General features: G+C 64.1%; 22 protein-coding genes. 12 read left to right on the top strand and 10 right to left on the bottom strand.

From position 1 onward, the window contains the following. Positions 1-21: 21 nt before the first annotated feature. From AC16JP_RS00490 to AC16JP_RS00455, 8 genes are all read left to right on the top strand, one after another. A complete protein-coding gene (locus AC16JP_RS00490) occupies positions 22-1,251 on the top strand; it encodes an LptF/LptG family permease (protein ID WP_484338646.1) in 1,230 nt (409 codons plus the stop codon). Further along, on the top strand, positions 1,251-2,345 hold the full coding sequence (gene lptG / locus AC16JP_RS00485; protein ID WP_484338633.1) for an LPS export ABC transporter permease LptG: 1,095 nt from the start codon (positions 1,251-1,253) through the stop codon (positions 2,343-2,345). The genes AC16JP_RS00490 and lptG overlap by 1 nt, the downstream gene beginning before the upstream one ends. Before the next feature lie 156 nt (positions 2,346-2,501). Next, entirely contained in the window at positions 2,502-3,239 is a 738-nt protein-coding gene (locus AC16JP_RS00480) for a sterol desaturase family protein (protein WP_484338645.1), read from the top strand. 2 nt (positions 3,240-3,241) lie between these two features. Next, positions 3,242-4,378, top strand: coding sequence for an N-acetyltransferase (locus tag AC16JP_RS00475; RefSeq protein WP_484338632.1), 1,137 nt, complete (start codon positions 3,242-3,244; stop codon positions 4,376-4,378). A 350-nt stretch (positions 4,379-4,728) separates the two neighbouring features. Next, complete coding sequence (locus AC16JP_RS00470; protein ID WP_484338631.1) at positions 4,729-5,367, top strand: LuxR C-terminal-related transcriptional regulator; 639 nt, start codon at positions 4,729-4,731, stop codon at positions 5,365-5,367. Between the two features lie 68 nt (positions 5,368-5,435). Next, the gene (locus tag AC16JP_RS00465; RefSeq protein WP_484338630.1) at positions 5,436-5,789 is read left to right on the top strand and encodes a hypothetical protein; all 354 of its coding nucleotides are present in this window, start codon (positions 5,436-5,438) and stop codon (positions 5,787-5,789) included. Positions 5,790-5,877: 88 nt separating this feature from the next. Next, complete coding sequence (locus tag AC16JP_RS00460; protein ID WP_484338629.1) at positions 5,878-6,291, top strand: hypothetical protein; 414 nt, start codon at positions 5,878-5,880, stop codon at positions 6,289-6,291. Then, on the top strand, positions 6,284-6,952 hold the full coding sequence (locus AC16JP_RS00455) for a JAB domain-containing protein (protein ID WP_484338628.1): 669 nt from the start codon (positions 6,284-6,286) through the stop codon (positions 6,950-6,952). The genes AC16JP_RS00460 and AC16JP_RS00455 overlap by 8 nt, the downstream gene beginning before the upstream one ends. Positions 6,953-7,351: 399 nt before the next feature. Here AC16JP_RS00455 and xth read toward each other — a convergent pair whose 3' ends face one another. The 7 genes from xth to panC form a co-directional block, all read right to left on the bottom strand. Beyond that, positions 7,352-8,119: an exodeoxyribonuclease III gene (gene xth / locus AC16JP_RS00450; RefSeq protein WP_484338627.1), complete on the bottom strand. Its 768-nt coding sequence runs from the start codon at positions 8,117-8,119 to the stop codon at positions 7,352-7,354. A gap of 4 nt (positions 8,120-8,123) precedes the next feature. After that, positions 8,124-8,453 carry a HesB/IscA family protein gene (locus tag AC16JP_RS00445; protein WP_484338626.1) on the bottom strand — a complete coding sequence of 110 codons (330 nt, stop codon included), beginning with the start codon at positions 8,451-8,453 and terminating at the stop codon, positions 8,124-8,126. 46 nt (positions 8,454-8,499) lie between these two features. Continuing rightward, positions 8,500-9,675: a peptidoglycan DD-metalloendopeptidase family protein gene (locus tag AC16JP_RS00440; RefSeq protein WP_484338625.1), complete on the bottom strand. Its 1,176-nt coding sequence runs from the start codon at positions 9,673-9,675 to the stop codon at positions 8,500-8,502. Between the two features lie 129 nt (positions 9,676-9,804). Further along, positions 9,805-10,635: a ferritin-like domain-containing protein gene (locus AC16JP_RS00435; RefSeq protein WP_484338624.1), complete on the bottom strand. Its 831-nt coding sequence runs from the start codon at positions 10,633-10,635 to the stop codon at positions 9,805-9,807. A 15-nt stretch (positions 10,636-10,650) separates the two neighbouring features. Continuing rightward, entirely contained in the window at positions 10,651-11,109 is a 459-nt protein-coding gene (locus tag AC16JP_RS00430; RefSeq protein ID WP_484338644.1) for a peroxiredoxin, read from the bottom strand. After that, positions 11,109-13,814 carry a bifunctional [glutamate--ammonia ligase]-adenylyl-L-tyrosine phosphorylase/[glutamate--ammonia-ligase] adenylyltransferase gene (gene glnE, locus AC16JP_RS00425; RefSeq protein ID WP_484338623.1) on the bottom strand — a complete coding sequence of 902 codons (2,706 nt, stop codon included), beginning with the start codon at positions 13,812-13,814 and terminating at the stop codon, positions 11,109-11,111. Before glnE ends, AC16JP_RS00430 begins: the two co-directional genes overlap by 1 nt. After that, on the bottom strand, positions 13,811-14,662 hold the full coding sequence (panC, locus tag AC16JP_RS00420) for a pantoate--beta-alanine ligase (RefSeq protein ID WP_484338622.1): 852 nt from the start codon (positions 14,660-14,662) through the stop codon (positions 13,811-13,813). Before panC ends, glnE begins: the two co-directional genes overlap by 4 nt. Before the next feature lie 143 nt (positions 14,663-14,805). Between panC and AC16JP_RS00415 the strand changes: the two genes are divergently transcribed. The 4 genes from AC16JP_RS00415 to AC16JP_RS00400 all read left to right on the top strand — a co-directional run bounded on the left by AC16JP_RS00415 (position 14,806) and on the right by AC16JP_RS00400 (position 18,164). Next, positions 14,806-15,618, top strand: a complete 813-nt coding sequence (locus AC16JP_RS00415; protein ID WP_484338621.1) for a division plane positioning ATPase MipZ — start codon at positions 14,806-14,808, stop codon at positions 15,616-15,618. Then, positions 15,618-16,028 carry a J domain-containing protein gene (locus AC16JP_RS00410; protein WP_484338620.1) on the top strand — a complete coding sequence of 137 codons (411 nt, stop codon included), beginning with the start codon at positions 15,618-15,620 and terminating at the stop codon, positions 16,026-16,028. Before AC16JP_RS00415 ends, AC16JP_RS00410 begins: the two co-directional genes overlap by 1 nt. Before the next feature lie 47 nt (positions 16,029-16,075). Further along, positions 16,076-17,458, top strand: a complete 1,383-nt coding sequence (gene pgmG / locus AC16JP_RS00405) for a phosphoglucomutase/phosphomannomutase PgmG (RefSeq protein ID WP_484338619.1) — start codon at positions 16,076-16,078, stop codon at positions 17,456-17,458. A 214-nt stretch (positions 17,459-17,672) separates the two neighbouring features. Next, the gene (locus AC16JP_RS00400; protein WP_484338618.1) at positions 17,673-18,164 is read left to right on the top strand and encodes a phasin family protein; all 492 of its coding nucleotides are present in this window, start codon (positions 17,673-17,675) and stop codon (positions 18,162-18,164) included. Positions 18,165-18,176: 12 nt separating this feature from the next. Here AC16JP_RS00400 and AC16JP_RS00395 read toward each other — a convergent pair whose 3' ends face one another. The 3 genes from AC16JP_RS00395 to AC16JP_RS00385 all read right to left on the bottom strand — a co-directional run bounded on the left by AC16JP_RS00395 (position 18,177) and on the right by AC16JP_RS00385 (position 22,456). Beyond that, positions 18,177-18,977 (bottom strand): TlyA family RNA methyltransferase, encoded by an 801-nt coding sequence (locus tag AC16JP_RS00395; RefSeq protein WP_484338643.1) that lies wholly within the window; start codon positions 18,975-18,977, stop codon positions 18,177-18,179. Further along, positions 18,974-20,917 (bottom strand): 1-deoxy-D-xylulose-5-phosphate synthase, encoded by a 1,944-nt coding sequence (gene dxs / locus AC16JP_RS00390; protein ID WP_484338617.1) that lies wholly within the window; start codon positions 20,915-20,917, stop codon positions 18,974-18,976. The genes AC16JP_RS00395 and dxs overlap by 4 nt, the downstream gene beginning before the upstream one ends. Before the next feature lie 72 nt (positions 20,918-20,989). Next, positions 20,990-22,456, bottom strand: coding sequence for an alpha/beta hydrolase (locus AC16JP_RS00385; protein ID WP_484338616.1), 1,467 nt, complete (start codon positions 22,454-22,456; stop codon positions 20,990-20,992). Positions 22,457-22,769: the final 313 nt, after the last annotated feature.

The raw sequence follows: 22,769 nt of genomic DNA, 5'->3' as shown, positions 1-22,769 counted from the left end.
GCTAAGGCGGGCACAATGGCACTGCTGACGGCAATCGACCGCTATCTGTTCCGGCTGATCATCGTGCCGCTTTTGGGCACGCTGGTGGTGGCCGCCATGTTGCTGCTGCTGGAAAAGATGCTGAACCTGTTCGATTTCGTGGTGAACGAAGGCGGGCCGGTGTCGGTGGTCTGGCGGATGCTCGGCAATCTGATTCCCGAATATCTTTCGCTTGGCATACCGATCGGCGTGACTTTGGGTGTGCTGCTTGGCTTCCGCCAGCTTGCGCTTTCCTCGGAACTGGATGCGCTTCGGGCCGTCGGGATCAGCTATGGCCGCCTGCTCAGGGTGCCGTTCATGCTGGCGGCCCTGTTCGCTATGGTGAACTACGGCATCGTCGGCTTTCTGCAACCCTATTCGCGCTATGCCTACGAAGGGCTGCGGTTCGAACTGCGGTCGGGCGCACTTGGCGCGAGCATCAAGGTCGGAGAGTTCACCCGCATCGCCGAGCGCACGACGCTTCGCGTAGAGCAGAGCTTCGACAAGGGCGCCGACCTGCGCGGCGTATTCGTCCGCTCGGCCGAGGCGAACGGACGCTCGGCTGCCGTTTCGGCGGCGCGCGGCCAGTTCCTGATGACCGACGACCCCGACATCATCATCCTGAGGTTGAAGAACGGGACATTGGTGCAGGACGCGCCCGGTATCACGGTGCCGCGCGTCTTGACCTTCGTGCAATATGACCTGCCGGTGAAGCTGCCGGCAATGGAACGGTTTCGCGTGCGCGGCGCCGAGAACATGGAACGCACGGTGCCCGAACTCTGGCGGATGATGCGCGATGATCAGGCGTCCGCCGAAGTCAGGATGCTGGCGTCGGCGACGTTCCACCGCCGGATGGTGCAGTGGGTGGTGATGTTCGTGCTGCCGTTTCTGGCGGTGGCTCTGGCCGTTCCGCCCAAGCGATCGACATCGGCGACAGGGGTGTTCCTGTCGGTCATTATTCTGGTCACCTATCACAAGGTGTCGGAATATGGCGAACGGATGGGCGGCATCGGCCGGGTCGATCCGATGCTGGCGCAATGGGTTCCGTTCCTGCTGTTTTCGGCCATGTGCCTCTGGTTCTATCATGTGCTTGCGCACCGGCCGGGCGGGCAACCGATCGGCGGGCTGGAACGCGTGGTGAAGAAGCTGTCGGGTCTGTTCGCGAAACTTCGCAAACCTGCCGAAAAAATCGGCCTCGTCCCCGAGGGCGAGCCGGCGGTGGCCGATCGCTGATGCTGAAGCGGATGTTCCCTTCGAAAACGCTGGCGCTGTACACGGCGCGGATGTTTCTGGTGCGCACGGTTGCGTTCATGACCGGGCTTGCGCTGATCCTGATGACGCTGGATCTGCTGGGCGAATCGGCGCGCATTCTTGCCGTCCCCGGCAACGGAGAGGCCGAGCTTTGGAAATATGTGTCGATCCGGCTGCCGCAGATCATATCGCTGTTCCTGCCGTTTTCGGTGCTGCTGGCGACGCTGCTGACCTTCATGACACTCAATCAGAACAGCGAAATCACCATCTTCAAGGCGGCCGGAATCAGCGCGCACCAGATTCTTGCGCCTCTGGTGGTGGCGGGCCTTGCGATTGCCGCCGCGAATTTCGCCTTCAACGAGCGGTTTCTGGTGCGCGCCAAGGCCGAGTATGATCGCTGGAAGGCCGCCGAATACCATCCGCTGCCGCCGGGCAGGCACACGCTGGTGGACGTGTGGGTCCGTGCCGGAAACGATCTCTGGCATGTGGATTCGGTCGAGGGGGAGGGCGACAAGGTCATCCTCCACGACGTGACCGTCTATGACCGCGAACACGACCAGCTGATCGAAATTGTCCGTGCCGAAGAAGCAACACCTGCGCCGCATGGCTGGGACCTGAGCATGGCGCGCAGGTTCGACGTGGCTTCAGGCCGCCTGACGACGACGGCAGTGCTGCCGCTGATATCCACAGCGCAACCGCAGCAGTTCACCGTGCGGCCTGTCAACGCCGATCATCTGTCGATACGGGAACTGGTGCCGGCGATCCGTGATCTTAACGCGGCGGGCAAGCCGACCGACCAGCTTGTCGCCACGTTGCATCACCGGTTTTCCGGGCCGCTGTCGGCGGCGCTGATGCCGCTTCTGGGATCGGTTGCCGCTTTCGGCCTTGCCCGTTCGGGCAAGCTGTTCGTGCGCGCCGTTGCCGGCCTGGCGCTTGGCTTCGCGTTTTTCGTCGCCGACAATTTTGCAATGGCGATGGCCGATTTCGGCACCTATCCGCCATGGGCGGCCGCCTGGGCGCCGTTCCTGCTGTTCTTTCTGGTCGGTGAAAGTGTGCTGTTCCGGACCGAGGAATAGCCGCAGGCCGGCCGTCGCGCCGGGCCGTTGATGCAATGTCCGTAATGTTGCCTTGATTGGCGGCTATCTGGCGCCGACCTGACATTGGAGAAGTGCGTGTTCGCCGACCACGAGAAGCGTCCAGGTATCTGGAATCGCAATCATTTTCTGGACCGCATGTCGCTGCGGGAACTTTTTGTCGCCTATTTTCAGTATTATGCCATCCAGGCGTATCTGCTGCTGTCGGCAATCAGCATCGTTGTCGCCGTTCTTTATCCGCCGACGCTGCTGCAAGGCGTGCTTGCGTGGGCTGCGGCGACGATCATCTATCCGATGGTCTGGTACTTCCTGCACCGGTGGGTGCTGCACAGCCAATGGATGTACAAGTCGCCGCTGACGGCGCGCACCTGGAAGCGCATCCATTACGATCACCATCAGGATCCGAACCATCTGGAGGTGCTGTTCGGCGCGCTCTATACAACTGTGCCGACCATTGCCGTCGCCACGCTTCCTGTCGGCTGGCTGATCGGTGGAACCGGCGCTGCGGCGATCTGCTTCGCGACGGGCCTGCTGCTGACCGCGTTTTACGAATTCGCGCACTGCATCCAGCATCTGTCGTACAAGCCGAAGAACCGCTGGCTTGCGCACATGAAAAAGCGCCACATGGAACACCACTTCCACGACGAGAAAGGCAATTTCGGGATCACGAGCTTCTGGCCGGATCGCCTGCTGGGCACCTACTACGCCCGCGAGGAACGCCCCGCAAAGTCGCCGACCGTGTTCAACCTCGGCTATACCGACGAAGTGGCCGTTCGCTATCCGTGGGTGTCGGAACTTTCGGGCGGCGTCGCCAAGGGGCATCCGCGCTACCGCGAGAATTCTCCTGAGGATGGTTCCGGGCAGGGTGCTGCCTGACCGTGGGCGTCACGATCACGCCGGTAGCTTCGGCTGCCGACCGTCGCCGCTTTGTCGATCTCGTCTGGGATCTCTATGCGAACGATCCCAACTGGCGCGCGCCTCTGAAATATGACGTGCATGCGCTGATCGGCGGCGCGCGGCGGAACCCGTGGTTCCTGCACGGCAGGGCGCAATTGTTTCTGGCCCATCTGAACGGTCGGGTTGTCGGCCGCATTTCGGCGCAGGTGTGTGAACTTGTGCAGGAACGCAGGCTGGGCCTCGGGCAATGGGGCCTGTTCGAGTGTATCGACGATGCCGAGGTTGCTTCGGCCCTGATCGCCGCAGCCGAGGAGTGGCTGCGCGCACAGGGCATGACCAGTGCGCAAGGGCCGATCAGCATTTCGGTCTGGGATGAACCGGGCCTGCTGGTCGATGGATTCGATACGCCGCCCAAGGTGATGATGGGGCACCATCTTCCCTATTATCAAAAGCATATTTCGGCCGCCGGCTACGGTGGCGTGAAAGACCTGTTCGCCTGGTCGGTCGGCGTCGAGCACGGATTCCCGGAAATCGTAAATCGAATCGTCGCCGCCGGAGAGCGCAACAGCAGGATTCGCATCCGCCAGGTCGATCTCGACCGCTTTGACGACGAAGCGCGAATCATCCTCGGCATTCTGAACGAAGCGTGGGAGGACAACTGGGGCTTTGTGCCGCTGACACCTGAGGAAGTTGCGCATGTCGGCAAGAAGCTGAAGCCGATCGTGCTGCCGCATCAGGTGCTGATCGCCGAATATGAAGGCGAGCCGGTCGCATTCATCATATCAATCCCCGATCTCAACGAACTGACCCGCGATCTGGATGGGCGGCTGTTGCCGTTCGGCTGGGCGAAACTGTTGTGGCGGCTGCGCAACCCGCAGTCCGAGTGGTTCCGCGTGCCGCTGATGGGCGTCAGGCAGAAGCTTCAGGCGACGCGGACCGCCTCCATGCTGGCGTTCATGATGATCGAGCAGGCGCGGCGGACTGCGATCGCCCGCCACGGTGCGAAATTCGCCGAGATCGGCTGGATTCTGGAAGACAACGGCCCGATGATTTCGATTGCGCAAGCGATCGACGCCCATGTGACCAAGACCTATCGGATTTTCGAGAAGGATCTCTGACGCCTCTGTCGTTCCACGGAATCGGGCGCGGGCGGCTTGCGCTGCTGTTTTCCGCACAGGTTCAAGGATCGTGTGAATGTGGCGCCTGCAGCATGTGTAAACAATCTCTGCGACTTGCGGCCGCAGTCTCTGCTTTGCTGTTGTAACGACTCGACTCGGGTGGCCGTGAAAGGTTAACGTGGCGCGCCCGCAGTCTGCGTCAATCGTTGATTGTATCGGAGCGTGTTGTATTTGACCGTGCGTATTCCAAGGTAGCGGGCTGCCAGAAGCGAGGCAGCCGAATGGGTGAATGCCGAAAGGGTGCGAACGTGGGTTCGGGTGATATGTCTGACGTAGATCTTGCTGCGCGCGTGGCCCGGCTGACCGCCGGTCAGCGCGAATGCCTTGATCTCGTTGATGATCATGCAACCTCCAAGGAAATCGCCCGCCAGCTCGGGATATCCCGCCATACGGTCGATGCACGCCTGCGCGGGGCGATCCAGACGCTTGGTGTCAGCAGCCGTCGCGAAGCAGCGATCATCTATCGGGCTGCCGCACAGGCGCAGGCACAAACGCAGCCGCAGACCTATCATCCGTTCGCATATCAATCGCCGCAGATTGTGAACGATCGTGACATGGGGCCACAACAGGCTCATGAAAACGACGCCGCACATTTCGGGCAACTGCAGGCCGGCCACCAGCCGGAACCTGCAATCCATGCCCCAGCGCCAGAACCAGTGGCGCTTGCGGCATCGGCTGCTCCGCAATGGCAGCCAGTCGGCGCGCATGTCGCGCCGCTTGCAGACCATGTCTCGGACAGCGCAGCCTGGGCCATCGGCCCGGCTGGGGAGCTGCCGCAGGCGAAATCATCCCTCCGGCTGTGGGGAGGCGCCAATGACCTGACCTCCTCGCAACGAATGGTCGGCATCCTGGTCGTGATGATTTTGGCGATGCTGGCATTTGGAATGTTTCTGTCGGGAATCCAGGCGCTCGTTCTGATTCGTTCCTGACAACCCCCCGAAAAAATCCCCCCGATTTCACGCTGCCGACGCGACGCGACGGCAGAAGGAGAGCCGTTATGTCCAAGCACCGCAAGGAAGTCGCCCTCAAGGTCACCCGCTCGCTCTATGCTTCGGAAGATGCGATCGACGCAGCACTGTCGCAAGTCGCCCGTTTCGTTGCAGAAATGCCGGCTGCCCGTCAGGAAGCGAAGTTTGCCGCATGTGTGGGACAGGACGCGCTGGCACAGGCGATTGCAGCGATGACGGCTCTCAGTGAAGCGCGTGAAGCGATGGTCAAGGCGCACGATGCGCTGGCCGTTGTCCGCGACCAGTTTGGCCTGACCCCCGTCGGCTTCGGCAGCGATCCGCGCAAGCCCGATTATCCGGCGCTCGCTGGCCTCACCGTCGTGCATACGGCGACCGCCGCCTGAAGCAAGGCGATCATTGGTTCCAGGAGAGGCTGGACAAATGAGCACCCGAAAAACAAGAAAAAGCCCCAGAATGGCACGAGGGTAGACCATGAGCACAGCCTTCCTGATATTCCTCGGCTGCATGCTGGCAGCGTGCAGCTACGCAGTAATGTATGGCGGACGGGATGAAAGGGTCGGCGCGATCGCACTTGCGGCCGCAGCGATCCTTTCCCCGGTGGCGATGATTCACCGCTGGGCCGGGCCGGAACTGGGCATCATTCTTGTGGATTTTGCCTTGTTCGTCGCGCTGGCGGCGCTGGCGATGAAGTCGCGGTCGTTCTGGCCGATGTGGGCGGCAGGTTTTCAGCTCTGTGCGGTTGCGGTGCATCTGGTCGCCGCAGAGATGCCGCACATGGTTGCAGCCACCTATGCAGAGGCACTGGCGATCTGGTCCTATCCGGTCCTGCTTACCCTTGCCATCGGCACCCACTTCGAATCGCGAATGAACCATGGCCATGGCTAATGCCGCCGCACAGGTAACGGTCGGGCCGTGGGGAAACCCAAGCCCGCCCGGAATCGCCCCGCCGGCACCGCGGGATCGCTGGCTGCTGATGCGGCTTCTGGCCGCCGGGCAGTCGACACCACGCCTTGCTGACAGGCTTATGGCCGAGCACGGCTCTCTGGGTTCGATCCTGACGGCGAGCGACGAGCGGCTGCGCCAACTGGGGGCAGATTCGAACGGCATCGCGATCCTGGGCCTGATTCGGGAAGCACTCTCTACGATCCTCGAGCGCCGGACGGACGATCGCCAGCCGGTTCGTTCCGCCGCCGATCTGACGGAAATTCTGCACGGAGAGATGGCCTGGCTTAGCGTCGAACAGGTGCGTGCCTGCTATCTGGACGCCGGGCGCCGCCTGCAACGAATCGAGGTGCTTGCAACGGGCACCCTGCACAAGGCGCACTTCCACCCGCGCGAGATTGCCAGGCGCGCCCTCGAGCTTTCATCGGCGGCTGTGGTGATCGCCCACAACCATCCATCGGGCGATCCAACACCATCGAAAGAGGATGTCGCGATTACCAAAAGAGTGGCCCAGGCCCTCTCTGCGATTGATGTAAAGCTGCTGGATCACATCATTATTGCCCGATCAGGCGCGGTCAGCTTCGCGGGTTCCGGTTTGATCTGAACTGCTTAGGTCTTTCTATCAACATATCAACTGATCACATATCAATCATCCGACGTTGCCCTTTCTGGCACGAGGGTACAAAACAAACACACCAAGGTGATGGCCCCGGTCGCTTCCGACCCGCCGGGGCTGGCCCAAGGAACCGATAAAGAGTTCCGCCGAAAGTCGCCGTAATTTACGGAATGTCCGGGCCCTCCCCCGGACGGACCGGAGGTGACGGTGGCGTCCGATTTCCGACCCTGCGGACGCCACCGTCACCGAACTTCACAAGCACCCCGGATCAGACGGCAAGGGCAGGGCCACACGGCCCGTTTGCCATTGGATGCGCGGCTGCCGGATTGCGTCCGCAAACCTTCCTGAAGATGTGTCAGTGGCGCCGCCTGCGGGCGCCGGGCGGTTTCAGCTCAGCTCGATCCAGGTCGGCACATGATCGCTGGCCCGCTCTCGGCCACGGACATCGCTGTCAATGCCACATCCGCTCATCCGGTCGGCTGCGGCAGGCGAAAGCAGCAGGTGGTCGATTCTGAGGCCCCAGTTCTTCGGCCACGCGCCGCCCTGATAATCCCAGTAGGTGTAGATTTCGGCGTGGGGCTGGGCGGCGCGTATGGCGTCGGTCCAGCCGGTGGCCATCAGGCGGCGCCACAACGCGCGCGATTCCGGCAGAAACAGCGCGTCTCCGGTCATGCTGTCCGGCCGCGCGGCGTCGGCGTCGGTCGGGCAGACGTTCCAGTCTCCGGCAAGCACGACCGGCGTTTCGCTGGCCAGCAATTCAGATGCGCGCGTTACCATGCGCTCCATCCAGTCGAGCTTGTAGTCGAACTTCGGCCCCGGGGCGGGGTTGCCGTTCGGCAGATAGAGGCCGACAAAATGGATGCCGTCCACTTCGACCTCGAGCCAGCGCGACTGGACATCTTCGGGGTTGCCGGCCAGTTCACGGCTGATCTCGGTGGCAGAGTTGCGTGACAGAATGGCAACGCCGTTGAAGCCTTTCTGGCCGTGCACGATCGCGTGATAGCCGGCGGCCTCGATCTCGAGCAGCGGGAAATTGTGCGTTTCGGTTTTGATTTCCTGCAACGCGACAACGTCGGGCCTGGCTTCGGCAAGCCATTCCAGCAGGCGCGGCAACCGGGCGCCGATGCCGTTCACGTTGAAGGTGGCAAGCTTCACGACGCTAGACGGAGAACGACGTGCCGCAGCCGCATGAAGATGCGGCGTTCGGGTTCTTCACCTGAAAGGTGGCTCCGCCCAGATCCTCGACGAAATCGACGACCGATCCTTCGACCAACGGCAGGCTGAAACTGTCGACCAGCAACCCGATGCCATCTGTCAGGAACTCCAGATCATCGTCGGCGGGCGCATCGGCCAGTTCAAACCGATACTGGAAACCGGCGCATCCGCCGCCATCGACCAGCAGGCGCAGGCGCGCGTCCGGGCGGCTCTGGCGGGTGCGGATCGCCAGCACACGGGCGGCGGCGGCCGATGTCAGGAAAATCTCTGCCATGTGCTTCAGGTAAGCCGACGCATGGCCGGCCGCAAGGCTTATGCCGTCAGAGTGCGGGCGATGCTTGCGGGCCGACGGCATCCTTCTTGAAGGCAAGCAGATAGTTCGATGATTCGATGAACGGGCGCGGATTGACGGCGCGGCCGTCGATCCGGACCTCGTAGTGGAGGTGCGTGCCGGTCGAGCGGCCTGTGGAGCCCATGCCGCCAATCTTTTCGCCGATGGCAATGTTCTGCCCGACATTCACGTTGATCGACGACAGGTGGCCATAGCGGGTCACGATCCCGTGGCCATGGTCGATGTCGATGCAGTTGCCATAGCCCGCGAAGCGCCCGGCTCGGACGACGCGGCCACCGGCAGCAGCGTAGATCGGTTCACCGGTGGTGCCGGCCATGTCCAGCCCGGTGTGCGATGCCGCACCGCCGTTGAACGGGTCGTAACGGAAGCCGAAGCTGGAGGTGAGCGTGTAGTTGCGGACCGGCACGAACGACGGCAGCGACTGCATCGCGCTTTCCAGTTGCTCGACCCGCTGCCAGTTCACATAGAGTTCGGTGTAACGTGGGTCCGTCCCGGCGGACTGGTTGGCGCCTGCGGGCACGAACGGGCCGCCAAGGCCGATCTTCGTCATGCGGCCGGCCGACTGGGCGACGAAACGCTCGGGGTTGAGGCCAAGGCGGCCGATCAGCGCCTGCGCGTCCTTCAGGCGGGTTTCGGCGGTTGCGGCGGCCTTGTTCACCAGCGCGATCTGCTTTTGCTCCAGCGCAGCGAACGGCGCCAGAATGCCGCTGACCGAGGCTTCGCCGCTGCCGGCCTTGCCTGCGTTGCGCGGCAGCAGATCGGCGAGGTCGGCGTTGCGCGCCTTGCCCGACAGCAATGCATCGAGAAACTGCTGGCGCGCCTCGATCCGCTCGGCGGCGGATGCGACACTGCCTTTCAGCACTGCGGTGTCGGCCTTCAACGCCTGCACCTGCGCCGCCATCCGGGCGAGTTCCGCCTCGTTGCGCTTTTCCTGGGCGTTATCGCCGGTGGCGCCGTTGACAGCCGAAACGGCAAGCCATCCGGCAATCATCGCAGCAGAACCAATTCCCATGAGCTGATCGCGAGTCCCGATATTGATCGTGCGCAGGCCGTGCCGGGATTCGATGTGGATTCGCCTTTCGGGCAGGCGCACGGCTGCAAGAACGGACACGCGCTTTGCTGCGCGGCTGATCTGCTTCCGCATCTGTTACCTTGCCCTCAGTGGCGACCGACTTCGTATTCCGCCGGAGCGCTCGAAATTATGGTTACTTCAATCCGCCCGCCGATCCCTGAGAAGCCCCCTGCCGGGTTCCTGCCAGAGGTTGGCGGACCGTCACCGTTTAGAGGCTGGATCATCGCTGCCAAGCCCGACATACCAATCCATCGTCAGACCGGCCCGACTCCGCGCTGAATCGTTGAACGGCGGCTTAACGGGACCGCGAAAATGGCGGCGCACAAGTATCTGGAACCGTTCCGCCGCATCATGTTGCGATTCGTCACAAAGCTGGCGGAACCAGCGGTTGCCCGCTTCGACATGGGTGATTTCGTCGGTCAGAATCCGTTCCAGCACCCTGGCTGCCGCGTCGTCTCCGGCTGCGCGGAAGCGTTCGATCATGGCGGGCGTCACGTCCAGCCCGCGCGCTTCCAGCACCTGCGGCACCACGGCGAGGCGGGCTTCGAGGCTGTGCGCCGTCACCTCGGCGGCTTCCCACAGCCCGTCGTGGGCGGGCAGGTCGCCATAGCTGCCGCCGGCGTCCCGAAGCAGGGCCGACAGCATGGCGAAATGGCGTGCTTCGTCTGCCGCGACATGCAGCCAGTCGGCCGTGAATGCGGGCGGCATCGCCTGGCCCCAGCGGCCGACGATATCGACTGCAAGGTCGATGGCGTTCAGTTCGATGTGGGTCAGCGCATGAAGCAGCGCGAAGCGGCTTCGCGGGCTGCCTGCCCGCCCGCGCCGGGGCATGGCTGATGGCGCCAGCAACACCGGCCGCGCCGGGCGGGCAGGGCGGTCGGGCATGTCGGGCGGATGATCGCCGGCTATGCCCTGATGGCGAATCTCGCCGCGATCCCATCGCGCCTTCAGGTCAAGTGCGGCGGCGGCCTTGGCGTTGGCGTCTGCCGTCAGCAGAATCGATCGAGCCGCGCTACGCAGGCATTCCATCATAGTCGGCCCTGGCGATCAAAGCGCCTGAACGGCCTTCAGCACGGCCTCGGCGTGGCCCGGAACCTTCACCTTGCGCCACATCGCGGCGATGCGGCCGTCCGGGCCGATGACGAAGGTCGAACGGTCGATCCCCATATATTTGCGGCCATAGAGCGTTTTCTCGACCCACGAGCCATAGGCTTCGATGGTCCGCCCCTCGGCATCCGAGCCGAGGGTGAGTTTCAGGCCATGTTTAGCGGCGAACCGCGCATGAGAAGCGAGTGAATCCTTCGACACGCCGACGACGGCGGCGCCCGCCTTCGCGAAATCATCGGCGAGCGCGGTGAAATGCAGGGCTTCGTTGGTGCAGCCGGGGGTGTTGTCCTTGGGGTAGAAATACAACACCAGCTTGCGCCCGGCATAGTCGGCCAGGCGGATCGGCCCCTCGTTCGTTTCCAACGTGAAATCCGGCGCTGAACTTCCTGTTTCAATGATCATTTCGATTCATCCGATGCAGTGCGAAAGATGTCAGTCCACGAAGCGTTGACGATCTGGCGGGCCTGCGCAAGTTCGGCCTTCAGGGCGCTGAGCGTTGCATGCCCGCATGCGCGCGCGATCACGGCGCCTGCCGCCGCATCGGGCGTTGCCGTGGAATCGTGCGGCTGGATAAGGCGCAGCATCACCAGCATGTCCATCATCAGCCGGGCAGGCTGGCAGAGTTCCGGCGCAAGCAGCGCGATTGCCTGGTTCAGGCAGGGCGGCACTGGGCGCGAAGTCACCAGTGCGCGGGTCTGGACGATGAATTCGATGTCGATCAGCCCGCCCTTCATCTGCTTCACATCGAACGGGCCGGCGGCGGGCTTGTGCTTGGTGATGTGCCGCCTGAGCGACTGCGCCTCGCGCAGCACGGCGGCAGGTTCGCGCGGCAGCGAAATGATGGCGTCGAGCACGGCCTGCGCGGCCAGATTGTCCTGCGCATTTGCCGAAAGCGGGCGCGCCCTTGTCAGGGCCATATGCTCCCAGATCTCGGCGTCGTGCATCTGGTATCGCTGAAAACTGTCGAGGCTGACCACCAGCAGGCCATCGTTACCGGACGGACGAAGCCTGCTGTCGACTTCATAGAGTGGCCCAGCGGCCGTCGGCACGCTTAGCGCCGCAATCAGCCGCTGGCCGACGCGATTGAACCATGCGCTGGCAGAAAGTGGTGCACTGCCAGTGGATTGTGTTTCGAAGCTGCCAGTGAATACGAGCACAAGGTCGAGATCGGACTGGGTGGTAAGTTCGCCGCTCCCGAACCTTCCCAGTGCCAGCGGTATCAGGCGGCCCCCCGGCACGTCGCCATGCTTTTCGCGGAATTCGCGCGTCACCGCGTCGGCCAGCAGATGCACGGCGGCATCGGCCATGAAGCCCATTTCCTTTGATGCGGCCAACGGGCTGATTGCGCCATCCAGCAACTGCACACCAAGTTGAAACCGGCGCTCGGCAGTCCAGACGCGCACCCGATCCAGCAGGGCTTCGCCATCGAGGCCACGGGCAGCCGCCGAAAGCTCGGACAGTGCAGCGGCGGAATCCGCCAGCGCCGGTGCCGGTTCCAGCAGGATATCGATCAGGCTTGGCCTGCGGGCCAGCGCATCGGCAAGCAAGGGCGTTGCAGTAAGCAATCGGCCGACGACAGCCGCCAGCGCCTGATGGGCCGCCAGCAGGCGCCAGAACTGCACCCCGGATGGCAGCGCCTGCACCATCTGATCGAGCCGCAGCAGCGCATCCCGCCCCGACCGCCCGGTTCCGACCTGTCGCACCAGCGCCGGGATAACTGCTTCGAATGCGTTCAGGGCTTCCGGCGCGCGAAGCGAACGGGGATGACCTGAACGCCAGCCCGCCAGCAACGACGCCAGCAGCTTCGGATCGCTGATTTTCGCTTTTGTCGCCCAGCTTTCGATTTCGGCCGATTCCAATGGCAGGCGCGGCGCCCGCTCCTCGCTGCCGGTTTCCAGCAGCCGGTCATAGAGCTTCTCGACCGGCTTCAGGAACGACGCCAGTTCGCGCTCGACGGTCCTCCAGTCGGGCGCGCCGCACAGCCCGGCCACCTGCGCCCGTTCGGCTGCAAGCTTGGGGATGGCGTGGGTCTGCTGGTCGCCGACCATCTGGATGCGATGTTCAAGTGTGCGATGGAAGCGATAGGCGTCGCCAAGCACGGTGGCGTCGGCTGCGGTGATCTTGCCTGCTGCCGCAAGTGCCGCAAGCGCATCCAGCGTGGCGCCATGCCGCAACGACGGATCGCGGCCACCGAAAATCAACTGGTGCACCTGCGCATAAAACTCGACTTCGCGGATGCCGCCACGGCCGCGCTTCAAGTCGAAGCCGGGGCCAAGCGATTGTGTTTCCGCAAAATGATCGCGGATGCGGTGGCTGACTTCCCGGATTTCGGCCAGCGCCGAATAATCCAGGCTGCGCCGCCACACGAACGGCCCGATGCCGGCCAGAAAGCGCCGGCCCATCGCCACGTCTCCGGCGGCGGCGCGGGCGCGAATGAAGGCCGCACGCTCCCACGCCAGCGCTTGCGACTGGTAGTAGGCCTCGGCGGCGCCAAGCGGTAGCGACGAAGGCGTGGTGTCGGGGTCGGGCCGCAGCCTTAGATCGACGCGCAGCGCATAGCCATCGGATGTCCGCTCGGCCAGAAGTGCCACCACGCGCCGCACGATACGGACGGCGGCGTCGGTTGGCTCTTCGTTGGCGCGGTGGGGAATGGTGTCGGGATCGTGCAGGAAAATCAGATCGATGTCCGACGAATAGTTCAGCTCGAAGCTGCCCATTTTCCCCAGCGCCAGCGCAACCAGCCCCTGCGTCTGCGCCCCGCGTTCGGCAAAGGCTGTCTGGATCGCAAAGTCCAGCGCCGTGTCGGCGAACCTCGTCAGTGCTGCTGTCACCTGTTCGAGCGACCACACCCCCGCGAGGTCGGCAAGGGCGGCCGTCAGCGCGACTGCGCCGCGCGCTTCGCGGATCGACGGCCCGGCGCGTTCCGGGTCTAGGCGGGCGAGTGCGGTGGCGAACGCTGCATCGAAGCCGCGTTCGCGCATTTCGTCGATCAGTTCGGGTTCGCGGCGGACGAGGCCGCGCAGGAACGGCGAATATGTGGTGGCGCGCGCCAGTGCCCCCTCCAGCGCTCCTTCCGGTGCTCCTTCCGGTTCTGGGCCTGTCATGCCCGTTCACCGGCGGGAAGCGGCATGTTATCGATCAGGCGGGTGGTTCCAAGCTTTGCCGCGACGAACAGGCGCGCGCCTCGCCGCGCTTCTGTCAGTTGGCCAAGGGTCTGGCCGTCGGCCAGAATCAGGTAATCCACCTTGAACCCCGCCGATACCAGCGCCGCCCGCGCCGTCGCCAGCGTTTCGTCGACGCGCGCGCCTCCTGCGATCGCCTGGCTTGCGGCAAGCAGCGTCCGAGGCAGGGCGCCGGCGATCGCCCGTTCGCCGGGGTCGAGGTAGGCGTTGCGCGAGCTCATGGCGAGGCCGTCAGGTTCGCGCATGATCGGTGCGCCGACCACATCCACCGGGATGTTCAGGTCGGTCACGAGGCGGCGGATGATGGCCAGTTGCTGCCAGTCCTTTTCGCCGAACACCGCGACATCGGGGAACGCCATCAGCAGCAGCTTGCTGACGACCGTCGCCACACCGTCGAAATGGCCCGGCCGCGCGCGGCCCTCCATTGTTGCGTCCAGCCCGCCGACGCTGACCGTCGTTGCAAAACCCGACGGATAAACGACATCGGGCGCCGGGGCGAACAGCAGGTCGCATCCAACCGACGCCAGCAGCGCCGCGTCGTGCGGGACCTGCCTCGGGTAGCGGTCGAGATCCTCGCTCGCGCCGAACTGCTTCGGGTTGACGAAGATCGAGGCAATCACCCGATGCGCGCGCCGGCGGGCGATTCGCACCAGCGACAGGTGGCCCGCATGCAGCGCCCCCATCGTCGGCACCAGCGCGACGCGCTCTCCGGCGGCGCGCCACTCGCGGATTCGCGCCCTCAATGGCGCCACGTCACGAACTGTATCCATCTGCCGACCCACCCTGACACGCGCTTGCCCGACACGCGCTTGCCAGACACGTGCTTGATTGACGAATCCCCGCGACTGCCGCCAAGGAGCGGCGGTAGGTAGGGCGCCGGTATATTGTCGGCGTTGCCAAGAGGCGGGGCAAGATGTCAACGGAAGCTGCAAAGACGGGTGGCGCAAAGGGGCGGCCGCATGTGATCGTTCTGGGGAACGAGAAGGGCGGTTCTGGCAAATCCACGACTTCGGTTCATATCGCGATGGCGCTGCACAGTGCGGGCCTAAGTGTCTGTGTCATCGATGCCGATCATCGCCAGAAGACGACTGCGCGCTATCTTGAAAACCGTGCAGCGTGGGGTAAACGCCACGATCTTCCACTGGAGGTGCCGACGGTCGAGGTGCTGGACGACGAAGGCGTTGCCCGCCTCGACGAGGTGATCGCCAGCGGCTGTGACGTGGTGGTGATCGATACTCCGGGCCGGGATTCCGGGATCGGGCGCGCAGCCATCGCTCGTGCCGACACGCTGATCACCCCCATCAACGACAGTTTCGTCGATTTCGATCTGCTGGGACAGGTCGATGCCGACAGCTACAAGGTGACGAAGCCCAGTTTCTATGCCGAACTGGTGTGGAAAGCGCGGCAGCAGCGCGCCAGGGCCGATGGCGGCACGGTCGATTGGGTGGTGCTGCGCAACCGCCTGTCGACGCTGGAGGCGCGCAACCGGCGCCGCGTCGGCACGGCGCTCGATGAGCTGGCCAAACGGATCGGCTTTCGAATCGCGCCGGGCCTTTCCGAGCGGGTGATCTACCGCGAACTGTTTCCGCGCGGGCTTACCCTGCTCGACATGCAGCACCTGAAAGACGCGTCGATGAGCCATGTCGCTGCGCGGGCCGAACTGCGTGAGCTGATTGCGGCGCTGGAGTTGCCGCTGGCCGACCGGATCGCGGGCAAGGCCGCCTGATGCTTGGTCTGGCGCTGCTGGCGCTGGGGGCTGTCGGCTGGCTGGTCTGGAAGGGGCACCTCGATGGCGGGGCTGGCCGACGTCTGCTGGTGCTGGCGGGCGTCGTCGTTACGCTGGTGCTGCTGATGCGCGGACAGATGGTTCCGGGGATGGCGGTTGGCGCGGTCACGGCGGTGCTGGCCCTTGCCAATGGCCGCCGGAAACCCGCGCCAGTGGCGCCGATGGACGAAGTCGAGGCGCGGCGGTTGCTGGGCGTCGGCCTGTCTGCCGGTCGCGACGAGATCATTGCGGCCCATCGGCAGACGATCGCCCGCGTCCACCCGGACCGTGGCATGGCGGCCGCAGATATGGCAGGCCGTGTGAACGCCGCCCGTGATCTGCTGCTGGCGCGCGTCGGCGAAGGACGCTGAACGATTGCCCGTTGCACACACCCAGTTTCCCGGCAGAGAGGTTGATCATGAAAACCCATGACTTTCACCCCACGACACTGCGCGAATACGACATTCGCGGCATCATCGGGGAAACACTCGGAGAGCAGGATGCCGAGGCGATCGGGCGGGGCTTCGGAACGGTCGTGCGTCGGGCAGGCGGCAGCAGGGTCGCAGTCGGCTATGACGGGCGGCACAGTTCGCCGAACCTCGAAGCGGCGCTGGTCAGGGGGTTGCGGGCGGCCGGCTGCGATGCGCTCAGGATCGGCCGTGGGCCTACCGGGATGCTGTATTACGCGGTCTCGGAACTGGGGGCCGATGGCGGCGTGATGATCACCGGCAGCCACAACCCGCCAGACTATAACGGCTTCAAGATGCTGCTGAAGGACAGGCCGTTCTTCGGCGACGACATCCGCAAACTCGGCGAAGCGGCAGCGCGCGGCGACTGGGAGGCAGGCAGCGGCGGCGCCGAAACCGTCGACATCATGGAACGCTATGTTGCGAGGCTCGTTGCAGACAGCCGGTGCCGACCGTTCCGGATCGGCTGGGACGCAGGCAATGGCGCAACCGGCGAGGCGCTGGAGCGGCTGGTGGCGCTGCTGCCGGGTGAGCACCATGTTCTGTTCACGCAGATCGATGGCGATTTCCCGAATCATCATCCCGACCCGTCGGTTCCTGAAAACCTCGAGGATCTGCGGCAACTGGTGGCCGAGCAAAAGCTGGACTTCGGCATCGCCTTCGACGGTGACGGCGATAGAATCGGCGCCATCGACAGCGAGCGCCGGATCGTCTGGGGCGACCAGTTGCTGGGGATCCTTGCCGAACCCGTGCTGAAGGAACTGCCCGGCGCGACGATCATCGCCGACGTGAAGGCGAGCCAGACCCTCTATGACCGGATCAGCGAACTGGGTGGCCAGCCGATGATGTGGAAAACCGGGCACAGCCTGATCAAGGCGAAGATGAAGGAAGTCGGAGCGCCGCTCGCCGGTGAAATGTCGGGCCACATCTTTTTCGGCCATCGCTGGTATGGTTTCGACGACGCCCTGTATGCAGCCGTTCGCCTGATCGAAGCAGTCGGCGAACTGGGTGGGTCGCTGACTGCCCTGAAGTCGGCGATTCCGCCGGTCGTGAATACGCCGGAACTGCGCTTCCCCTGCGCCGACGAACGCAAGTTCGAAGTGGTGGCCGAGGTGCTGGCGCGGTTGCAGGCGGCAGGCGCCGATGTGAATGCAACGGATGGGGCGCGCGTCAACACCGCCGACGGCTGGTGGCTGCTCAGGGCATCCAACACCCAGGACGTGCTGGTCGCGCGGGCAGAAGCGCACGACGCCGAAGCGCTGCAACGGCTGACGCAGGCAATCGACGCGCAGTTGGCGCTGTCGGGCGTCGAACGGCTGGAGGCGGCGCACTGATGCAGGCTTGATTCGCCGAGGGTTGCGCCCGCATTGCAGAAAAATTGTGCGACGCACAATCGGGCGTCTTGAATTCTGTGCTGCAATGCATTATTGTGCGTTGCAGCATAACACAGGAGCAAGCATTTTCATGGCCACCGACAAGCCAGTCCGCAAGCCGGCTCAGAAGGCCGCGAAGGCGCCGCGCGCAACCGTTCTTACGAAGGAAGCTGAAATGACCAACGAAGCCCTCACCAAGTCGCTCGAAGCCGTTGCCCCCGCAGTGGAAAAGGCCACGACCGAATTCCTCGCCCAGACCCGCGCCGCCCACGAGCAGGCGTCGACCAAGGTCCGCGAACTGATGGAGAAGAACATGAAGACGATGAACGAAATGACCGAATTCGCCAAGGGCAACCTCGAAGCCCTGATCGAAAGCGCCAAGGCCGCCGCTTCGGGCGCCGAAGCCATGACCACGCACTTCGTCGAATCGTCGAAGAAGTCGGCTGAAGAAGCGCAGGTTGCGTTCAAGTCGTTCGCCAGCGCCAAGACCCCGAACGAACTGATCACGGCGCAGAACGACTTCGCCAAGGCGCAGTTCGACAAGGCCGTCGCCAACATGAGCCACATGTCGGAAACCTGGCTGAAGCTGGCCGGCGAAGTCGTGCAGCCGCTGTCGTCGCGCATGTCGCTGGCGGCGGAAACGGTAAAGAAGTCGATGGCCGCCTGAACAGGCTGGCCGTCAGGCAACAGGGGGCGGCAGAGGCAACTCTGCCGCCCCTTGCTTTTGGGCGGCCAGCAGGAACTCTATGTTCCCTTCCGGCCCGGTGATCGGCGACGCTGTTACCCCGATCACCCTCCAGCCAAGGGTTTCCAGCCACGCGGCCGCAGCCTCGCACACACGCTGGTGGACTGCCGCATCGCGCACCACGCCGCCCTTGCCGACTTCCAGACGTCCGGCCTCGAACTGCGGCTTTACCAGCACCACGAGTCGGCCGCCGGGGCGCACGAATGCAAGTGCGGCTTGCAGAACCTTGCTCAGTGAAATGAAACTTGCATCACAGACCAGGATATCGACGGGTTCGGGAACATGCGCCGCCGTCAGCGAGCGGGCGTTCGTCTGTTCATGGACGACGACGCGAGCGTCCTGGCGCAGCTTCCACGCCAGTTGGTTGGTTCCGACATCGATCGCATAGACCCGCGCCGCACCGTGGGCGAGGAGCACATCGGTGAAGCCCCCAGTCGATGCGCCGATGTCCAGCGCAACCGCGCCGGTGGCATCGATGCCGAAATGCCGAAGGCCGTGGTCAAGTTTCAGCCCGCCGCGCGAAACCCAGGGATGATCCTTGCCGCGCACTTCAAGCGCGGCGTCGGGCGCCAGCATTTCGCCGGCCTTCGCCACCTTGCGTTCGCCTGCGAACACCAGCCCGGCCATGATCAGCGCCTGCGCACGCGCGCGGCTTTCGGTCAGGCCGCGCGCTACCAGAATCTGATCGACACGCTGCCTGCCACCGGAACCGCCTGCCTTGTTGTGGCCGGTCAGGCGCTGGCTCCTTCGCCCAGCCCGGTGCTGTTGTGGCGCAGCGCCGACAGCACCGTTTTAACGATGCCCGCTGCGTCCAGCCCCGCTTCGGCATATTGCCGGTCCGGGCGGTCGTGCTCCTGAAAGGCGTCGGGCAGGCGCAGGGTGCGGATCTTCAGGCCGCTGTCCAGCCAGCCCTCGTCAGAGGCGAGCGTCAGCACATGCGCGCCAAAGCCACCAATGGCGCCTTCCTCGACGGTGACGACCACTTCATGCGTAGCACAAAGGCGGCGGATCATCGCCATATCCAGCGGCTTGGCGAAGCGCAGATCGGCGACCGTTGTTGAAAGGCCGCGCGATTCCAGCGTGTCGGCGGCTTTCAATGCTTCGGAAAGGCGCGTGCCGAGCGACAGGATCGCAACTTTGCGCCCCTCACGCACGATCCGTCCACGGCCGATTTCAAGCCGTTCGGGAACTAGGGGCAACGGCACGCCCGTTCCTTCGCCACGCGGATAGCGCACCGCTGACGGCCCGCTATCGTGCAGGTTCGCTGTGTGCACCATATGCACGAGTTCGGCTTCGTCTGCGGCCGCCATCACCACCATGTTGGGCAGCGTCGCCAGATAGGCGATGTCGAAGCTGCCGGCATGGGTCGAGCCATCTGCGCCCACCAGCCCCGCACGATCGATCGCAAAGCGGACAGGCAGGTTCTGGATGCACACATCGTGCACGACCTGATCATAGGCGCGTTGCAGGAACGTCGAGTAGATCACAGCCCATGGGCGCATTCCCTGCGCGGCCAGAGCGGCCGCAAAGGTGACGGCGTGCTGTTCGGCAATGCCTACATCGAAGCAGCGTTCGGGGAAGGCCTGCTGGAACCTGTCCAGCCCGGTGCCGGACGGCATGGCGGCGGTGATTGCAACCACCTTCGGGTCGCGCTCGGCCTCGGCGACGAGGGCCTTGGCGAAAACGCCGGTGTAGCTTGGCGGCCCGCCTGGTGCGGGTTTGTGCTGGCGACCGGTCACGACATCGAATTTCACCACGCCGTGGTATTTGTCGTCGGCGGCTTCGGCGGGTGCATAGCCCTTGCCCTTTTTCGTCACCACATGGACGAGGCACGGCCCCATCGCGGCGTCGCGGACATTTTCGAGGATAGGCACCAGCACATCGAGATTATGGCCGTCGATCGGGCCGACATAGTAAAAGCCCAGTTCTTCGAACAGGGTGCCGCCGGAACCGATGGTGCGGATGAATTCGTCGGCGCGTTTGGCCGGCCCCTGCAACTGGGCGGGCAGCGCCTTTTTCGCCAGTTGGCGCACGGCCTCGCGCAGGCTGAGGAATGTATTCGAACTATAGGCGCGCGCCAGATAGGCCGACAAAGCGCCGACGGGCGGCGCGATTGACATGTCGTTGTCGTTCAGCACCACCACCAGCCGGTTGCCTGCTTCGCGCGCATTGTTCATCGCCTCATAGGCCATGCCCGCGCTCATGGCGCCGTCGCCGATCACTGCGATCGCCTTGCCCGGCACGCCTGCCAACTGGTTGGCGATGGCAAAGCCCAAAGCCGCCGAAATCGATGTCGAGCTGTGCGCTGCGCCAAACGGATCATATTCGGATTCAGACCGTTTGGTGAACCCGGAAAGCCCGCCGCCCTGCCTTAGCGTGCGGATGCGGTCGCGCCGGCCGGTCAGGATCTTGTGCGGATAGGCCTGATGGCCGACATCCCAGATCAGTTTGTCGTCGGGGGTGTTGAACACATAGTGCAGCGCAACCGTCAGTTCGACCACACCAAGCCCGGCCCCCAGATGGCCACCGGTCACGCTTACGGCATCGATCATTTCCGCGCGCAGTTCGTTGGCCAACTGCCGCAACTGCGCGGGCGGCAGGCGCCGCAGTTCGTGCGGCGTCGGCACAGTATCGAGAAGGGGCGTCAGAGGCCGGCCGCTGGTTTCCTCGGTCATGCCGGCTGGCTTAGCCCGATCGGCCGACGAGACAAAGCCTTTCGTGCCATTTCGTTGCACGGCAACGATCGATCAGGGGTGCGCGGCAGGCGCTGCTGCCGTGAGCCGCTGATCGACCTGTTCCAGCATCCACGGCAGGAATGGGTTCGAACTGACGCGCGCAAGCGCTGCCGGCGAAATCCCCAGCACACCGTTTTCGCCGCGCGTCGCCAATGCGCCAAGCGCGACGCCCGGCACATCGGCCGGATCGGGATTGGCGCCATACAGGCCGTCGCCAAGCGGGAAGGGCAGGGCAACGTGCCCCAGCGAGAAGAAATCCCGGCGATATGGCGTGACGAGCGGAACATCGACCGAGCCGGTCGCTCCTGCCTCGGTGGTGCGAACGACCGTTTCCTGACTGTCGGGGCTGGCGTTGGTGATGACGCGGATCCGGTAGTTGCGCGGGCCGTTGGGCAGCAGACGATCCAGCGCGCCCGAGGCCGAGGGCCTGAGCATCGGGCCGACATAGGCCGCGTGGTTCACGTCGACCAGCACCAGTTCGGACCCGTTCGCAGGCAACTGGTCGAACAGGGCAGTAACCACTGCCTGCGCACTCACCGTCGAGTCGACGACCGACTGGAATGCCAGCACAGGCGGCATGCGGCGGATGGCGCCACTGGACTTGGCCTTCCCCAGTTTACCCGTCAGAACCTGCGTCAGTCGATGCGCCTCTGCCCCGGAGTTCACCGGGAAGCTGTTGTATTTATATGGATTATATTCCGGCAGAATATCGAGCCATGCCGCGTTGACGAACGCCGGAAGTGCGGCGGGAATGGCGGCAAGGCCGGTAAAGCGGGCAAAGGGGGTAAGACCGATCATCGGCGACACCAGCACCAGTGCCTGCGGCTGGACGAGATCCGGCTTGTCGAGTGCATCGAGCGCGTGGCCGACAGCAAGCGCCCCGCCATTGGAATAGCCGACGATGTGGATCGGCATTCCGGGCGCCAGACGTGCGGCTTCGCGCATGCCGAGGCGGGTAGCCGCCTCCCATTGTTCGACGTTGGCCTTGGTCAGCGCGGCCGGGACGGTTCCGTGGCCCGGCAACCGCACCCCGATGACCGCCCACCCGCGCGACTGGTAGTGGCGGGCGAAATGGCGCAGGCTGTAGGGGCCGTCGGTCAGCCCATGCAGCAGAACGGCAACCCCGGCAGGTGCGCCTTCGGGCATCAGTTCAAAACTGCGGTTCCAGTCATGCGTGCGCCGCGCCGGATTCATCGGCGAGCCTGACCAATATCGGTTTTGCGCGCGCTGTTCCTCACGCGGGAGCTTGTCGACGATTTCCGATTTCACCTCGGCAAAGACCGTGTCCTCGCGCTTCAGCCATGCCTGCCAGTTCATTCCGTCGATTTCGGCGGCGCCCGGCTCGTCGGGGACATGGGTGTGCCACAGTTGCAGCGATGGCCCGCGCATGGCCTGCACCGCGCGCACCGCGAAGATTGCCACAAGCAGCGTCAGCCCGGCGATCAGGATAAACCTCAGCAGGTTCAGGATGGTAAGCATCCCCGAGCATTAGCGGGAAACCGCACCCGCCGTAAACCGGACAGGCGCGACCGTCGGTTCACCATTCGTGATAATTCTTTACAATCTTGCAACAATGTCTGATTTCGCCGACGAACCAACTGAATTAACGATAATTCCCGAAGGAGTATCGAGTCTTGGGTTTGCTGTGCCGTCTGTTCCTGTGTCTGATGTTCGCCCAGCCGGCGATCGCGGGGGGAGCGTGGCGCGTAGCCGAGACGGCGCATTTTCGCGTGCATTCGCAATCCTCGGTCGATCATCTGATGGAGCAGGTGGTCCTCCTCGAGGAGTTCGA

This window comes from Sandaracinobacteroides sp. (assembly GCF_057137845.1).
This window is presented reverse-complemented; position numbering and strand designations above follow the sequence as displayed.

Bases quoted from the DNA above. Each gene is read 5' to 3' on its own strand.
- dxs (WP_484338617.1), bottom strand. From the start codon at position 20,917: ATGACCGAGGAAACCAGCGGCCGGCCTCTGACGCCCCTTCTCGATACT.
- AC16JP_RS00455 (WP_484338628.1), top strand. From the start codon at position 6,284: ATGGCTAATGCCGCCGCACAGGTAACGGTCGGGCCGTGGGGAAACCCA.
- AC16JP_RS00400 (WP_484338618.1), top strand. From the start codon at position 17,673: ATGACCAACGAAGCCCTCACCAAGTCGCTCGAAGCCGTTGCCCCCGCA.
- AC16JP_RS00415 (WP_484338621.1), top strand. From the start codon at position 14,806: ATGTCAACGGAAGCTGCAAAGACGGGTGGCGCAAAGGGGCGGCCGCAT.
- AC16JP_RS00445 (WP_484338626.1), bottom strand. From the start codon at position 8,453: ATGGCAGAGATTTTCCTGACATCGGCCGCCGCCGCCCGTGTGCTGGCG.
- pgmG (WP_484338619.1), top strand. From the start codon at position 16,076: ATGAAAACCCATGACTTTCACCCCACGACACTGCGCGAATACGACATT.
- glnE (WP_484338623.1), bottom strand. From the start codon at position 13,814: ATGACAGGCCCAGAACCGGAAGGAGCACCGGAAGGAGCGCTGGAGGGG.
- AC16JP_RS00460 (WP_484338629.1), top strand. From the start codon at position 5,878: ATGAGCACAGCCTTCCTGATATTCCTCGGCTGCATGCTGGCAGCGTGC.
- panC (WP_484338622.1), bottom strand. From the start codon at position 14,662: ATGGATACAGTTCGTGACGTGGCGCCATTGAGGGCGCGAATCCGCGAG.
- AC16JP_RS00480 (WP_484338645.1), top strand. From the start codon at position 2,502: ATGTCGCTGCGGGAACTTTTTGTCGCCTATTTTCAGTATTATGCCATC.
- AC16JP_RS00465 (WP_484338630.1), top strand. From the start codon at position 5,436: ATGTCCAAGCACCGCAAGGAAGTCGCCCTCAAGGTCACCCGCTCGCTC.
- AC16JP_RS00410 (WP_484338620.1), top strand. From the start codon at position 15,618: ATGCTTGGTCTGGCGCTGCTGGCGCTGGGGGCTGTCGGCTGGCTGGTC.
- AC16JP_RS00385 (WP_484338616.1), bottom strand. From the start codon at position 22,456: ATGCTTACCATCCTGAACCTGCTGAGGTTTATCCTGATCGCCGGGCTG.
- AC16JP_RS00435 (WP_484338624.1), bottom strand. From the start codon at position 10,635: ATGATGGAATGCCTGCGTAGCGCGGCTCGATCGATTCTGCTGACGGCA.
- lptG (WP_484338633.1), top strand. From the start codon at position 1,251: ATGCTGAAGCGGATGTTCCCTTCGAAAACGCTGGCGCTGTACACGGCG.
- AC16JP_RS00440 (WP_484338625.1), bottom strand. From the start codon at position 9,675: ATGCGGAAGCAGATCAGCCGCGCAGCAAAGCGCGTGTCCGTTCTTGCA.